At 66.6% G+C, this 15,081-nt stretch carries 7 protein-coding genes; all 7 read right to left on the bottom strand.

Features of this window, described 5'->3' with window-relative positions; genetic code table 11:
• Positions 1-31 precede the first annotated feature (31 nt).
• Positions 32-2,107 carry a hypothetical protein gene (locus Aple_RS12460; protein ID WP_155344713.1) on the bottom strand — a complete coding sequence of 692 codons (2,076 nt, stop codon included), beginning with the start codon at positions 2,105-2,107 and terminating at the stop codon, positions 32-34.
• Positions 2,104-7,947 (bottom strand): DEAD/DEAH box helicase, encoded by a 5,844-nt coding sequence (locus Aple_RS12455; RefSeq protein WP_155344712.1) that lies wholly within the window; start codon positions 7,945-7,947, stop codon positions 2,104-2,106. The genes Aple_RS12460 and Aple_RS12455 overlap by 4 nt, the downstream gene beginning before the upstream one ends.
• Positions 7,944-11,144: a hypothetical protein gene (locus Aple_RS12450; RefSeq protein WP_155344711.1), complete on the bottom strand. Its 3,201-nt coding sequence runs from the start codon at positions 11,142-11,144 to the stop codon at positions 7,944-7,946. The genes Aple_RS12455 and Aple_RS12450 overlap by 4 nt, the downstream gene beginning before the upstream one ends.
• 23 nt (positions 11,145-11,167) lie before the next feature.
• Entirely contained in the window at positions 11,168-12,352 is a 1,185-nt protein-coding gene (locus Aple_RS12445) for a restriction endonuclease-related protein (RefSeq protein WP_155344710.1), read from the bottom strand.
• Positions 12,353-12,712: 360 nt separating this feature from the next.
• Positions 12,713-13,855, bottom strand: coding sequence for a hypothetical protein (locus Aple_RS12440; protein ID WP_155344709.1), 1,143 nt, complete (start codon positions 13,853-13,855; stop codon positions 12,713-12,715).
• Entirely contained in the window at positions 13,852-14,691 is an 840-nt protein-coding gene (locus tag Aple_RS12435; RefSeq protein ID WP_155344708.1) for a thiopeptide-type bacteriocin biosynthesis protein, read from the bottom strand. The genes Aple_RS12440 and Aple_RS12435 overlap by 4 nt, the downstream gene beginning before the upstream one ends.
• 17 nt (positions 14,692-14,708) lie before the next feature.
• Positions 14,709-15,081, bottom strand: a 373-nt coding sequence (locus tag Aple_RS12430; RefSeq protein ID WP_281361547.1) for a lanthionine synthetase LanC family protein, incomplete at its 5' end; no start/stop codon positions are given.

Below are 15,081 nucleotides of genomic sequence, written 5' to 3'. Positions count from 1 at the left end.
AATGCGCCTCCGCCGTGTGTGTGACCCGACTTCATGAGTGCTTCTCCTCTCCTCTTGCGACGCCGCGTGTGTGGGCGCTCACCAGCGTGAAGCCCGGGGGTAGCTCGGAACCGACTCCGAAGCGCTCGCTGAGCTCGCGATACTCCGCCTGCTTCGCCTCAGATGCCTGGGTTCCTGCGGGGAGTCGGCGCAGGAATGACTGAACGTCGTAGGTGCCAAGTCGAACCGTCGGGGTCGAGATGGCGGGCCGCCACAGGAGCACACCGATCTTTGACGGCTCCGCACCAACAGGGAAGACCAGCTGACCGTCAGAGGTGAGGCCGGCGTTGGCTCGGCTGAGCTCACCTTCGGCGATTAACGATTCCAGGGCGGGCGCGAGTAAGGCATGATCCGTTTCGCTCGGCTCCAGGACGGTGGGAGCCAGCGCCCGTTCGGGTAGCAGGGCCGTCCCATCTGGCCGCACCAGGCCCGTGTGCCGCACTGCTCGCAGAATTCGCTCCTTGAGCCCCGCTCCGCTGGGGGCTCGGTCACGGGTGACGATGGCCGGGTCGTATCGGTGGCTCAGCAGTTCACCGTTGACGAGCCTGGGCACGTCGAGCCTGGTCGAAGTGCCGTTGAGCGTTGGAGCGCCGCGGGGCCACCAGAAGGTGAGCAGGATGCCGGGGAAGTATTCCAGGGGCCAGCAGATCCCTGTGAGGCGGAGCTCGTCGCGGTCGCAGACGACCAGGACGTTCTGATCCGACTCCTCGGGCTCGAGTTGGTGGCCGTCGTGATTCAACCTCAGACGGAGCAGGGCCGGGAGCCGTTCCCCCTCCGGCAGCCTGGGGAGCGGCATGACCTGCTCGCGCAGTTGCCACAGCCGGACGGGTACGGTCCAGCTCACTTGGGAGTCGGAGATGGTGAGCCGTTCATCTGGAACGGGTTCGGCGAGCGGAGGCTCCTGCTCTGGTATAGGCGGGAGGCTGCCGATCCAGCCGAGGCCGAGTGGGCGGAGCGGGTCGATGGTGGCGTGAGTTCCGCCAGGGAACGACATCCGCCAGATTCCGCCTCCCTGAAAGGAGTCGTCGAGTCGCAGATGGCCGCCCGAGGGGAAGAGCCCGCGTTCGTCTGTCTCGCCTCTGATGACGTCGGCGACGGCCGTGTTGATGTGGCACACCGCCGCGGCGTAGGCCATGCCGGTCAGAGTGGTGCGGGTTCGGACGATGGAAGCGATGCGGGAACCTATGGCGGTATAGCTGATGACCTTGGTCGGCTGGAACCGCCTTCGTCGGTCCGGGGTTTGTGTGAGACCGCTGACGATCGATCGGATGTCGCCGCCGCCCAGCTCGCCTCCGTCCGCGAGCCGGGCTGCGAGGGCGGCGCGGGGGAAGGCGTAGCGTTGCCAGCGACGGAGTCCAGGCGCGAGCTGGAGGATCTTGTCGAGCGTTTGGAGAGCCGACCGCACGCCCGCCTCCAGATCGGCGTCATCGGCATCGTGCGACAGCAGCAAGGGGAGCGGTCCGCGGATCAGGCTCCGGCGGGCGGGCCCGGTCAGGTACCGCACGAAGTCGTCATGGTCTGGAGCGCTGGGCAGGATCAGGTGCCCGAACTGGTCGAGTACCCGGCCGCGGTGGCGAAGCCGGTCTAGCCGCTCGCAAGCCACTGTCACGCCCGGCCCGAACGCGTCGAAGTCGAGAATCAACCGGTCCATCGGGGCAGCCGCGGGATCAGGCCCGGCGGTTCCCGGAGGGGCTCCGGACAGCCAGTCTGGTGTCTCCCCGTCTGCCCGCAAGGCCGGGTGCGCGCCCTCCTTGTAGAGGACCTCGCCGTAGAGGGGCGCGGATCCGGCGTCGAGTTTCACCAGCGCGCCGACGGGCGCCATGGCCGGTTCGACCCCGGGAAAGTCGTCGAAGTCGATAGGGCCTCCGACATAGCCGCCATACTCCAGGTCGTAGCCGAAGTAGACGGCGTTGAAGGCCGTCGCGGTGTGAATGACCCCTCGATGAGCCGCTAACGCTTCCAGAAACGCGGTCAGCCGCTGTACCTGGTCCGCCGCCAAGGCGTCGTGACCGAGAATTAGCTCGGCGGTGAAGAGCGGGTCGTCTACGTAAGGGTGCCAGGGCTTCATCGACCCTCCCTTGTCCGGCGGGCCGCTTCGCGTCGGACGTTGCCGGCGTCCCGCCATCGGCCACCGTCGAAGAACACCGTTCCTTCCTCCTCCAACCGCGCGAGGATCCGCTCGACCATCGCCCGGGTCACGGTTGGCGCGGCGCCGAAATAGCGGCTCGTGGTGATCGTGCGCGGCAGGCGTACTCGTTGTCTGGCGCCCGCGTGGAACCAGGAGTCCTCGCCACGCAGGGCCAGGCGCAGGTGGTCGGTGTTGAGCCCCCGTGAGACGTGCCACAGCAATGCCGAGATCTGGCGGCCGAGCAGTCTGGCACCCGCCCCAGAGTCGTCGTGGTCCAGACGGACGGGGGCGTAGAGCGCGTGCCCAACGCCTGGCCTATGTTCCCCTCTGGGGATGTCGAGTCGGCGGTCCCAGCAGGCGGAGCACCGGTTCTCTGGACCTGAGCAGCAGCTTTCCGGCAGGAGGTCGACCCCGAAGTAGTCGGCGAACTTGCGGTTGGCGCAGGTGCCGACGTCGTCGAAGAAGTCATGGAGCCGTTCGAGCTCGGCAGCCGCTCTCGCGGTGCGTCCCGACAGGGCGTCGTGGAAGCCGTCGGGGAGCCGGGCGGAGCGTGGCCTGACGCCTGTGACGAAGTGTCGCGACGGTGCAGCCGAGACATCCAGGCGCCCTCGATCGTGCAGGTCGGAGAGTAGTTGCCAGGCTTCGGCCGGACCTTCGACCATCGCGCGGTACCCGTCGATTCGCTCCGCAAGATGGTGGTCCAGCGCGGCGATCGACAACGCCGACCGGTGCAGGTCACCTCTTCGCGGGGGAAGCTCCAGTACGGCGGTGATGAGTCGCTCCTCCACCTCGTTCAGATCGCTTGACGGGTCTACGAGCTCGCCTGGTCCAAGGGAAACGCAAGGCGGGAAGTCTCCGAGATCCTCAACCGCGCCGAGGTCTGCCAGGGTGGCGAAGACCCGCGCGACAGCCTCGACGTAGCGGTCGTGCGTGCTCCCTGCCCGCGCCGTGGCCGGGTCGATGCGGCCCGCGGCCAGGTCCTCGGCGATGAGTCGGTCGGCCAGGCCAGGTGGGTCCAGGACGTAGTTGCGAGCCCCGAGGACAGCCATGGCCATTCGCCGCAGAAGGAGGGCGGAGACATCCCTGTCGGTCATGAACTGAACGGTTCGCATGCTCCGGTTCGTGGCCAGCGCCAGCCCTGCGTTGACCACGCTCTCCTGCGAAGAGGCGGCACTGTCACGGCCTGCTCTCCCCATCTGCTGGTAGAGGGCCGCCAGGTCGGTGGGCGGCGAGACACAAAACACCGTCCTGACGTCCTTGCGGTCGACACCCAGGCCGAACGCCGACGTGGCAACCACGAGAAGGGGAACGAAGCCGTCCTCGTCCCGTGCGGGGGCCTCGCGGAACTCGGTCATGACCGCAGCCTTCTCCGCCTCGGTGAGACGGCCATGGAACCTGCGGACGTGAACACAGCCCTCGCCCAAGTGGTCGCGGAGGTGGGCATGGAGCGCGACGACCTCCTTGACAGTGAGGCAGTAGAAGATCGCGTGACCGTCCAACTCGCGCACGACCGCTTCGATCAGCTTGGCGACCTTGGACGGGCCGGCGGTGGCGATCACCCGCCGGTAGATCGCCAGCTCGGGCCGGATGGGGTTCTCCTGGACGGTCACCAGGTCACCGTCCGGCTCGCCGGGACCTAGACCGAACATGCGCTCTCTGAGACCGGCTCGGACAGCATGGTTGGCGGTGGCGGTCAGCGCCGTCACCGCCAGGCCGTAGTTGGCGCGCAGCTCGGCAAGGAACCGTTCGACGCGGCGGAAGGACGGCCGGAAGTCGTCTCCCCATTGGATGGCGGTGTGCGCCTCGTCCACCGCGATCCGGGTGATGACACCATCGCGTACGGCTGACCGTACGAGTTCGCGGAACCTGCGCTGGCACAGGCGCTCGGGCGACACATAGATGATCTTTATACGGTGGTCACCTCGCCGCAGGAGCTGGTCGCCCACCTCGGTACGACCGGCCCGGGAGTTCGACTCGCGCATCGGTCCGATCAGGGCACGGACAGCCCCGCCGATGGAGCGGTTCAGCTCCAACGCCTGGTCATGCATGAGCGCGATCAACGGGGAGACCACCAGCGTCACGCCAGGCAGAACGAGCGCGGGCAACTGGAAGCAGTAGCTCTTCCCATAACCGGTAGGGAGCAGGCCCAGGACATTTCTGCCCTCAGCGGCCGCGCGTATCACCTTCTCCTGCGCTGGCTTCAGTTCCATCGGCCCGTCCTGGAGCCGGAGCAGCCCAGCGATGGTCGCCGACCGTCTCACGACCTCGTCGGCGAGGCCACCTCCCGTGCGGAGCTGCTCCGCCTCCTCGTGGCCGAGTTCGAGCAGCCTGATCGCACGCGTCTGTGGGAGCGTGGTTTGCCTGTCGAGCGCCTCACCCGCGCACAGTTCATCGGTGCGACTGGGGGAGATGAGGCCGTGGTCCGCCAGGAAACGCCAGATTCCGCGCCAGGCATCGATCATCATCTCGACGTTGCCCGCACCGTGCTCGCCGCGCAGGAGCTCGGGTTCCATGGAGCCGAGGAACACGCGCCGGTAGGTGCGTCTCAATGCGGACGCCCCGGCGAGCTTCCTGTCGGAGATCACCACGACTCCACGGTGGCGCTCCGATCTGATCAGCCGGCCGACTGCCTGGCGCAATTGCAAGGCGGCAAGCGGCAGGTAGTACGTTTCCGTGGCGGCGGCTTCTGGATCGTCAGCGCCCAGCGACTCGGCTCGTACCGCCACCGCCGCTCGCCGAGCCTGGATCACCGGATCGGCGAAGGGCGCGAAAGGCAGCTTGTTGATCCAGACCAGCCGGAGGCGGTCGGGGTCGGCGATGTCGACGCCCTGCCACAGCCCCTTGGTGCCGACGAGGACACCTCCCCCGTAAGAGGGATCGGTGAACCGCTCAACCCCTTGCCGGTTGCCGAGTACGAGCGCCGACAACACTGGAGTGGGGTTACCAGCGGTTCGCAGCGCCGTGACGAGCCGATCTGCGATCCCCCCTGCGGTCGAACGGGCGGTGGTGAGGACGAGCGCCCCACCGTGGTGGCCTCCCCGCTCTTCGTTGGCGGGGTGGACCATCTCGGCGACGTAGCCCGCGAGCTGGTGCGCGACTGTCCTACTGGCGCCGTCTGCCTGCTCCGCCCAGGACGGGAAATCGGCCAGGCACACCAACCGCATCTGCTGGGCGAGGTCGAAGGGGCTTGCCAGTTCCAGGGTGCGCAGGATTCGCGGCAGGCCGAGGCGGGAACGGAGAAACTGCCACTCGCCCGCTACTCTCAGCGTCGCCGAGACTAGGTAAGTGCGGCGAAAAGCGGTGAGGAACCGATTCCAGTCAGCGTCCTCGGCGAGTTCGATAGGCGAGGTGGCGAGGCTGAACCGATAGTTGCGCAGGCCCGCCCTCGGCAGGCCATCCTCCTTCGCGTGAACAATCCGGTTGGGAGTCCCAGGGGGGAGTTCGCCCCACTCGCCGGAGACCGTCGGCTTGTCGCTCTCGGCCTCTTCCACCGGCTCGATGTCCGCCTCAGTGTCAGAGCCCGCTTTCTCGCCGTCGAACTGTTGGACCGGTACGGAGCCGAGAACGAGCTCCAGATCGGCGACGATGCGGAGAGCGGTCGAGCGAGCCGACGCGGTACGGCTGATCAGGGTGCCGATGCGTTCAGCTCCGTAATAGTCCAGTGGGTGATCTGCGCGGTATGCGCTCATAGCGCCGACCACCGCATCGCAAATGCCGGCCAGCCGAGAGAGGAGTCCCTGTAGCGTGCGCACCGGTCCCAGCCCTGATACCCCCCCGAAGGGCGCTGCGAGGGTAGCCGTGCGGGTACCTGCGGCGGTCCCTGACGAACGCGCGTCGAACGCCTGACTGACGACCCTGGGCAGGCTTTCCTGGTCGAGGAGCCTGCCCAGGCTGGAGATAGCCTCGCGAGCCGCCTGCCCGGCACGGTTAGAGGCGGCGTCTCTGGACCAGATCCGTAGCTCGGCGTGCAGGTCTTCGATCGCCGGGTAACGGAGGGTCGCGGTGAGAGCGGAGGTCGCAGTGTTCTCCAGCTCGTGGGCCTCATCGATGATCAGCAGGCTGTTCTCGCCGAGGAGTTCGAGATGTTCGAGGTGGGCCAGGAGCAGAGCGTGGTTGGCGAGGATGAGCCGCCGGCTGGAGATCGCTTCTGGCACCGTGTCGGTGTGGAGCGAGATCGGCTTATCCGGGTCGAGCGCGTAGTCTCCGCACTCGGCCTGTGAGAGTGCTGCCAGCCAGACCGGCATAGCTGGGCCCAGGTATTCGGCGAAGAAGGGCGGTAGGTCCGCGGGGTCCACTGATCGTGTCGCCCAAGGCGGCAGGGCACCGGTGTCCAGCAAGCGTAGGACAAGATAGATCAGCAACTCGCGGAACCCGAGGCGTACTGGTACCGGACGAGGGGCGGTGGCGTCGGCGATAGCCATCAGTAGGGCCCGGAGAGAGAGCCGGTTGGCCTTGCCTTTGACGACGTCGGTGAGGTCGAGCAGTCCGGGTATCTCCGCTTCCAGCGTGCCGAGGTCATGAGCGAGCTGGGCCTGGAGCTGTTTGGTGAAGGTGGTGATGATGGCCGTTCTCGCGGGGTCCGCCGCCAGCCAGTCCAGGGCGGCGGCGATCACCGCGAAGCTCTTGCCTGTTCCGGTGGGGGCTTCGACCGCTCCGCTGACGCCCTCCGCCACCCAAGTGTGGAGGACCTTCGCCATCTGGTCCTGGGCCGGGCGCCGCGCCACCGTCGCACCGTGACTCATCGCGGCCAGTGCTGCAGGATCAACCCGGCCGTCCTCTCCCCGAAGACTCGCCGGTACGGACAACGTGTCCGGAATGGGCGACAGCGCCGGGCCGCGCCGTGGTTGATGGTCAGCGAGGAGGCGACTGAGGAGTTCGGCCACGTCAGCGTGGTGGCGGATCTGGCCGCGATCATAGGGGACACCGCTACCCGTCACCTCCCACAGCAGTCGCCAGGCCATGGAGTCCGGACAGACGGTCGCGACGAGATCAACCAGGTCCGAGGGCCACTCCTTGAGGGCGGACGCTCCCGCTTCGAGGATCCTGCCCAGCAGTTCCGCATCATCTGCGGCGTCGTGCCAGGTAAGCCCGGCGCGGTCGACGCCGAGATCTTCTGCCAGATTCGCGAGCCGGTGGGAGGGGGCACCAGGCCACAGCGCCAAGGCTAGATAGTAGGCGTCCACCTGTGTGCCGGGCAGGGCCGGGAGATTTTCGCGGCTCAGGGCCTCCGCCAGCATGGGAAAGTCGGCGTCCGTGCCGTTGTAGGCGACGATCAGATTGGCGCCGTCCAAATAGGCGAGAAGATCCGAGAGCGCTTCGGCGGCAGGAACGGCTGCTGCGGCGTGCCGCACGCGCATCTCCTCCGACAGGATCGGCCAGTCCTCTCCGGGAGGAAGCTCCAGCCAGCGCGTGAAGCGATTCGTCGCGGACCACTCCGCGTCGGCACCGATGCGGACCGCCCCGATCTGGAAGATTCTCCGGCTCGTGTATGGCTCGCGGTCCGTGGTGCGCACCACGGACTCGACGTCGACGGCGACAGCGCGCAGAACCCTGGGGGCCTCCTGGGCGGCGGCTGGCGGTTCGCCGCTCGCATGCCGCAGCCTGCCGGATTCCGCTACAAGCAGCCCTGCCGATACCGCCTCCTCGGCGAATCGGGACAGCAGAGTCTCGGGTTGGCGCGGGAAGCGCTCGCGGGCGCGGCGTAGCAACTCCGCCAGGTCAAGCCCTTCTGCGGTAACCAGAGCAGCAAGCTTGCGTGCCCCCGCGCTCGGCGTGGTCATTCGTCACCTGCCAGTAGACGGAAGGTCGGCCGCTCCTCGTCGGACAGGTCGTCGGGGTTGATCCCGGCGACATCCTTGAGCAGGGAGGTGAGGGCAGAGCCGTATACGGCGGCCATAATCGTCCGCGTACCGGCAGGCCAGGTCGCGTACATACGACGGATGATCGTGCCCATATCGCTCCGCCAAGTCTGGTCGTGAATGGCGTGATCGACGAGATACAGGCGCATGTCCGTCCCCCCGCGCCTGGCGCGTCCGGCGAGCTGGATCAAGTCGACGATCACACCCGCGACGACCTCTTCCTGGAGTGTGTCGTCCTGCCCGCGGAAGTGCGGGGCGGCACGCAAGACCAGGTACAGGCGATCGCGAGATCGTCGCCGCGCGGCGGCCAATGCTACGGACGGACGCCCAGAGGGCTCAATGCCGCTGTGACCCGCCGCGTTGATGCTGGCGAACATCTCAGCCGGCTCCGACAACAGCGCGAGTGGTCTGACGCACAAGAAGATGGCGGACAGCGCCGAACGAATGCCGATGACGATGTTCAGCCCTCGGGTGATCCTGGCCATGGGCGCGACCAGCATGTCGCCGTGCTCGGGGAAACGTTCGAACTCGTCGGCCGTCAGCGTCTTCACACCGCGGGGCAGCGGGAACTGCGCCAGAAGCTCCTCCCGCCGTTGCTTGTCGGCAGGGACGGCGACGCACAGACCACCTGTGTAGCCGGCAGCCTGGAGGATGCCGCGTGCCAGATGGAGGCACTGCTCGTAGGAGTTGACAGCAAGAGCTACCCGCGCGCGGTCCTGATCAACTATCCGCATGTGCTGCAGGTGCTTGAGGATGTGGGTCTCGTGGAGCCGCTCGCCCATCTCAATCAGCTCATAGCGCTTGTTCTGTTTGGGTTGGCCGGAGATCTGCACGTACTCGGCCCCCTTGCGCACCCTGCCGTCTCTGACGGTGATGGCGTCTTCGTCCGCATCCGTCATCCACCACGTCAGCGGGGCGTGAATGTGCTCGCGGACCGCCCCGGGGAAGAAGGCGGTAGCCGAAAGCCCGAGGACGATCCGCTCATGACCGCACACGGTGAGTGCAACCAAGCCGCCGAGCTGAGTCGTAAAGGCGTGCGGATCCCCGGTGATCGTCTGAAGGGAAAGCTCAGTCGACTTCTCCGGGTCATTGAGCCCAGCGAAACGGAACCCCACCAGGGGGTAGCCAAGCGGGCCATACGGGAAGGGACCCTGAAGAGTGTGCGCCGCGAGGCCGTCGGTGAACTCTCGCGCGGATGACAGATCGAAGGAACGCAGGCGCGAAGCCTCTCCCTGGAGCTCTCGCACGTGATGCTGGAGGGCGGCGTACCAGGCCTTGAGCACCATCATGGTGACGAGCTGAGCTCTGGCCTCTGGCCGCTCCACCTTGGCGGAGAGTATGGCGTCGAGCCGCAAACGCGCCTCGTTCAGCGAGCTCTCGTCGGGGTGCCCTAGCAAGGTCAGGAGAACCTCCTTGACCGCTGCGAGCGGTTCCTCCAGAGCCCCGGGTACGCGGTCGGGCTCGTAGTCGGGAAACAACGCGTCGAGCCGCTGGTAGATAGCGGGACTCGCTGGCGCGTCGCCGGGGACGTCGAAGAGGGCGCCGATCAACGTGCGGTCGTAGATGGTCGGGAGCTGCCATTTCGTCGTGTGTAGCCCAGGTGTCACGTCTGGGATCCGCAGAGAGCCGTCGGCCACGAAGTTGACAAGCTGATCGGAGAGCGCGCGCAGCTTGCTCAGGGCGGGCGTTATGCGCAAGGAGTCACGAACGGGAATACGTGCTCGGTCGTCGTCCAGCCGCTTGAGCGGTACCTCGTCCCATCGGCCGCGGGATGACAGGAGCATTTCGCGGGCGCAGGTCTCCACCGCCGTTGACTGGAACTGGTCGATCTCATCGATGATCACGACGTCGAACGCGGTCAGCAGATACTCGGAGATCGGTATCCGGCTGCGGAGCCGGCCGTCGAGTTCCACCGTGACCTGCAGCTTGCCCACAAGGAAGTTGCGATGGTTGGTGACCACCACGCGATGGGTAATCGCGGCACGTGATTGTGCGAACTTCGGGCACGTCGGCTTCCATGGGCAACTGCGTGTTTCTCGGTGCGTGCCACCCTTGCCGTCTGGGCGGAAGAGCCCGTCACAGGGTTCCTTCCCCGCTTCAGGCCTGGAGGCGGGATCGATGAGCTCCAGCAGGGCGCATCCATATGCGAGCTGATTCATTCGCCAGGCGAGCGACTCGCCCCAACCGTCCTCGGTGGTCGAGCCCTCCAGAGTCTTTTCCATCCGTTCGTTCAGCCCGTTAGGTGACATCAGCGGCGTGCAGGCCGACGAGTCACCGAGCAGCGCGAGGTCGTCGTCGATCTCTTGCGCTGTGGCGAGGCTCGCTTCGACGTTCGGAACGACCACGGCCACCCGCACGCCGTCGAGCGCGAGGCGTACGGCGAGTACGCGCATCAGGACGCTCTTGCCCGTCCCCGTGGGCGCATTCAACAGCCGGAGCACTCCACTCGCAAAGGCGATGTCATCCTTGAGCGGACCGTCCACGTCGCGTAGCCCCGCGATTAGCTTGATCAGCGTCGCATGTAGGAATCGCCGAGAACTCGGTCTGAAGGCGTCTAATCGCTGGGCGAGAGCCAGGAGATCCTCGATCTTCACGCGGAGTTCTCCGCGCCGAGGCGCCTTGCGGACGGCTGGGGGCTTGACCAGGTGCGCCTTCGCGGCCTGGAAGTGCGGCACAGTCACCTCGACGGTGCGGCCATCGGGTTTGTGTCTGATCAGCCAGGCGCCAGGCTGCGCGGTCTGCATCGTTCCAGCGCGCGAAGGCGTGGAGCCCAACTCGGCAAGGAGCCGGGAGGCGTACCCGTCCAGATCCCCGCCGAGCATCGGCCGCGCGCCGTTCTGGTCAGCGGAGAGGAGGAACGAGGGAAGCCGTTCGCCCTGAAAGGACAGCACATGCCGCATCGTCCGCGCGAAAACCGTCGGGTTGGCGTAGCGTTCCGGGCGCATGGCTAGCAGGCGGGCTATCCGCTGCTTCTCCGGGTACGGCAGGCCCTGCCAGCGGTCCCAGCAGTGCAGGTGGCCGGACAGGAGGAAGGCCGCGTCCGTGAACCGCGCCTCCTCGCCGTCCGCGCCGGGGAAGTAGTATGCGGCGAGCACCAAGGCCAGCTCGGCGGCCTTCATCGCGGTGTCCGACTCCTGCCGCCCTATCGCCATGGCACCCCCTGGGCCCTGCAGACTTCGCGGGCGAGCTGCGAGGCGGTTCGCACCTTCCAGCCAGTGCTCGAGAGCCGGCGTCTCAGCAGCGGGACGTCGCTGCTGAGGCGGTCGGGGACGACTAGGTGCAGGCCGGTGCCATCGGCGTTCTTCCTGTCCAGTCGGTTGATGAGGGCATCGACGGAGAGCACGTCCTTCACGTCGATCTTCCACACGCGAGGTTGGCGTCCGGCAACGATGACCCGCAGGTCGTAACGATCCATCTCCGGCCAGAGCTCGACCTGTACGCCCCGGGAGCTCAACTCGTCATGAAGAGCTGTCTCCAGCAGCCCGGGGATGACGTGTGAGCGCCAACAGGCAGGGTCCACCATGAGGACCCGGGCGGCCTCGTGCACGATCGCGTCGCTCGCGGCAGGAGCCAGAAGCCGATCGCGGACGTCGCGGGTCCTGACGAGGCGGGGAGCCCGGTCGAGCCCGTCATCGTCGAACAGGTATCGAGCGCCACGATCTCGGTGATCGCGGTTGGCGCACGACACCGTGACGATCGGTCCGTTCGGCAGCACTTGCATCGGCCATCGGCACAACGGGCAGAGGAAGCAGCGGCGGTCGTACACGCGGTCTTCTGGCACCCGCCCATATAGGTCATTGAGCTCTTTGGGCATCATTTGTAACATCGCCTGCGTTCCCGCCGCGTTACGGATGACGAAGCTCCTCCTCAGGATGTAGGCTGCCTGATTCCCGCCCTTACGGAACAGCGCGTACGCTTTGTGCTCCGTCAGCTCCTGGCGCAGCCAAGGCCAGTAGGGCAGAACGCCGCATTCCCGCGCGACCTCGCCGAATTCGCCTTCAAGGGCTTCCAGCTCGACATTCCGTTCGCCGGTTTTCGGATTGATCGCGTATATGGCCTCGAGTCCCTCGGGTGGGCAACCGGGCGGAAGGAGTCCGGCGACAGGGCCTCTGACCAGGGTCCGGAATTCGGCGAAACCTAGCGAGTGTGCAGGGCCACGTAACGCCATCACGAGCCCGTACGCCCTGGTCAGCGCATTTGCTCGGCTGTCGCTCCTCATGGCTGGCTCGGTCAGGGCATCCGCGGCCAGGAGGGAGGCTTGCAGCGCCATGAAACGCAGGTGATCGTCGGGGATGGCGAATCGGTCCGCCGACGGCGAGGTGCCCATACTGCAAAGATAATCAACACCCCCGACAAAATTGTGCATCGGGAGTCCTCGGGACAATTTGATCCTAAAACTCCATATATGAGAGGTTCTCATATCGCACGGTAGGGGCCAGTTCGATAGTTTGTGCGAATGTGTGACGGGTTCCTAACATTTGGACCCCTGCAGATGGTGCACGGGTCGCATATGCCAGCATTGTTGCTGTGCATATTGCGTACATTGCACTCTTTAGTTCCCTTCTGTTGGTCGCGAGATGCGGCTCGACCGAGAAGTCTGATTCGGCATTGGATCAGGCGCTCCGGTTGGCCGCCTCCGCGCCGTGGTTGGGGTCCTGCGCTCGACAACCACGGCCGGGATGGGAACTTAGGTGGACGCATGCCCCTTGATGGACTCGGCGGGCACGTTCAGGCCAGCCGCTATCACCGTCTCGCTCGTTTTCACGGCTGAGAAGAGGTCGGATATCAACGGGGTGGGGATGGTGCCAAGTCCGAGCCCGGCATTCTGTACTGCTGAGCTGAGTTCGCGCTGCTCGGCAAGGCTGAGCAGCGCACGGGTCCGCTCGTGGGTCAGGACTTCTCGCGCGGCGTACCCGTCCGCCGTGGCGATGATGTCGCCGATCAGGAAGGTGAACATGCAGTCGGCCAAGGGCCCGTCGGTCTCGGTCGTCAGGTCCAGGATGGTCAAGCCGAGTCGCGTGCGGAAGACCAATAGTCCTGGCGCGCGGTCGAGTTCCAGTAACTGGCGTTGAAGGTGGGCGTCGGTGCTGCCGGGTGAGAGCCCGATAGCACGGCTGCATAGCGCGTCCAGGCATTCGGCCACCAGATGTTCCCACGGCTGTTCGGGTGCGCTGTCGGCAACGAGCTTCTGTGCGTCGTCGGTGCGCCCGGCGAGGCAGTGCGCGACGATCGTGGCTTGTCGGCCGTCCAGAAGCCGTTGTCCGATCCCGCGATACTGCTGTGCGTGGGCGGCCGCCTGGTCCCACTGGCCCGCGCTGATGAGCGCCCGGATGCCTTCGGCCAGGAAGATACCCCACAGCCATTTGCGTACGGTGTGGAGATCGTTCGCTGACCTGGCGAGGCCGTCGAACGGGACGCGATGGCCGTTGATGTCGGCCGTGCCGCCGTCGCTGACGGTCTGGAAAAGGGTGCGCAGCAGGAGGTAGCCGCGGGCTCCGTCGCGTTCGCGGATGGCCAGCCGGGCGAGATTGACGAGTGGCTCCAGGGCATGGCGTGCCTGGGTTGCGTCCAGTGGCCAGGCGGGCAGGTAGGCGGCGAAGTGGCGCCAGCATAGGGACCGAGCCAGGGCGGTGACGCCGCAGTCACTGGCGACCAATGCCGCCTTGTTCAGCACCTCAGCGGCGACCGTAAGGTGGGCAGCCTTCGTGCCCATAGCGGCGGTATCAGCGAGATCGCGTAACTCGGCGATGCGGGCGGTGAGGGACAGGCACGCCGGACGAGGACGCGCGACCAGAGGGAAGCGCTGCGCGATCCGCTCCAAGGCGTTCATCCTCGTCGGCTCCTAGCGGTATCGGCATCGGGGATGGTCGAGGGATCGCATCCGAACACGACCTGCTTGGCGGTATGGGCCAGGACAGCCTGGGCGGCGTGGGAGAGGCCGAACCGGTTCCACGCGAAGATGATGTGGTGGGCGAGAACGGCGCGCAGGCCGCGGTACAGCAGCCCGCGAGCCGCCAGGGCAGCCAGTTCGTGACCGGTGGCGGCGAAGGCTGCGGCCCATTCGCAGGCGAACGCCAGATGTTCGCTGTCGCGCATCAGAGGGTCGGCGTCCACGCTCATCAGCCGTCGCAGGCCAGCCTCCAGGGTGCGCCGCCGGTCTATAGGGATTGGTTCGGGGAGATCGCGGTGGTCGGCTACCCGCGCCCACACGTCGCCCTGCTCATACCAGTCCAGCCCGGCGGAACGCAGCAGGGCGGTGCAGAGCAGGATCGACAGTTCGCGGCGCTGCTCGACGCAGGGTGAGGAGGCGAGATAGGTGAGCAGATGCCGGCTGTCGATGTGAAACAGGTCGTGGGCGCACGTCATAGCCTGGCCGCCGCCGAAGGCGTGCGTTTCGGGCTCGTAGATGACCTCGGTCGCGGCGTCGATGTGGCACTGCCCGATGAGGTCGTTCAGGTGGTGGCGAAGGTAGTCCTGGGTCCGGCCGCTGGTGGGTACGTAGCGGACCCGCCAACAGGGCGTCTTGCGCATGAAGAACCAGGCGCTGATGAGCTGCTCATCTTCGGCCTTGATCAGCAGCGGAGCGAGATGGGTCACGGCGGTGTGCTCGGCCGTGGCCCAGTCGGGGAAGGCGACGTTGACTTGCCACCACGGACGGGGATCCATACGGGGTTTCCTCCGGGTCAGGCCAAGAGCAGGACGGTGTCCCAACTCGCCGCGACGGCTCCAGCGCCGAGGGCGTGTAGGGCGAGCGCGGCTCCTGCCATGCCGTCGAGGAGCCCAGGCTGTGGAGTGGTGAGGGAGAGTTGCGTGGTGAGCCGGACAGCGAGTCTGGGGAGTTCGTTCCCAATGCGCGCGGTTCGTGCGTCGGCGGACATCCGCCAGGCCGAGTGGAGCAGCCCGGCCATGCCGTGACATAGTCCGATCTCCGGGAGTCGGTCGAGCTGCCCCTGATCATGCAGGGCGGCCAGCATCGCCTCTTCGGCGATTTGCTGCCGAGCCTCGTCTGCGAGCGCCAGACCAGCCAATTGTTGTGCGCGGGCGGTGCCGCTGACT

It is taken from the genome of Acrocarpospora pleiomorpha, assembly GCF_009687885.1.
In the GTDB taxonomy this organism is placed as follows: Bacteria; Actinomycetota; Actinomycetes; order Streptosporangiales; family Streptosporangiaceae; genus Acrocarpospora; species Acrocarpospora pleiomorpha.
This window is presented reverse-complemented; position numbering and strand designations above follow the sequence as displayed.

Excerpts from the sequence above, each read along its gene's own strand:
- Aple_RS12460 (WP_155344713.1), bottom strand. The coding sequence starts at position 2,107 with ATGAAGCCCTGGCACCCTTACGTAGACGACCCGCTCTTCACCGCCGAG.
- Aple_RS12455 (WP_155344712.1), bottom strand. The coding sequence starts at position 7,947 with ATGACCACGCCGAGCGCGGGGGCACGCAAGCTTGCTGCTCTGGTTACC.
- Aple_RS12450 (WP_155344711.1), bottom strand. The coding sequence starts at position 11,144 with ATGAAGGCCGCCGAGCTGGCCTTGGTGCTCGCCGCATACTACTTCCCC.
- Aple_RS12445 (WP_155344710.1), bottom strand. The coding sequence starts at position 12,352 with ATGGGCACCTCGCCGTCGGCGGACCGATTCGCCATCCCCGACGATCAC.
- Aple_RS12440 (WP_155344709.1), bottom strand. The coding sequence starts at position 13,855 with ATGAACGCCTTGGAGCGGATCGCGCAGCGCTTCCCTCTGGTCGCGCGT.
- Aple_RS12435 (WP_155344708.1), bottom strand. The coding sequence starts at position 14,691 with ATGGATCCCCGTCCGTGGTGGCAAGTCAACGTCGCCTTCCCCGACTGG.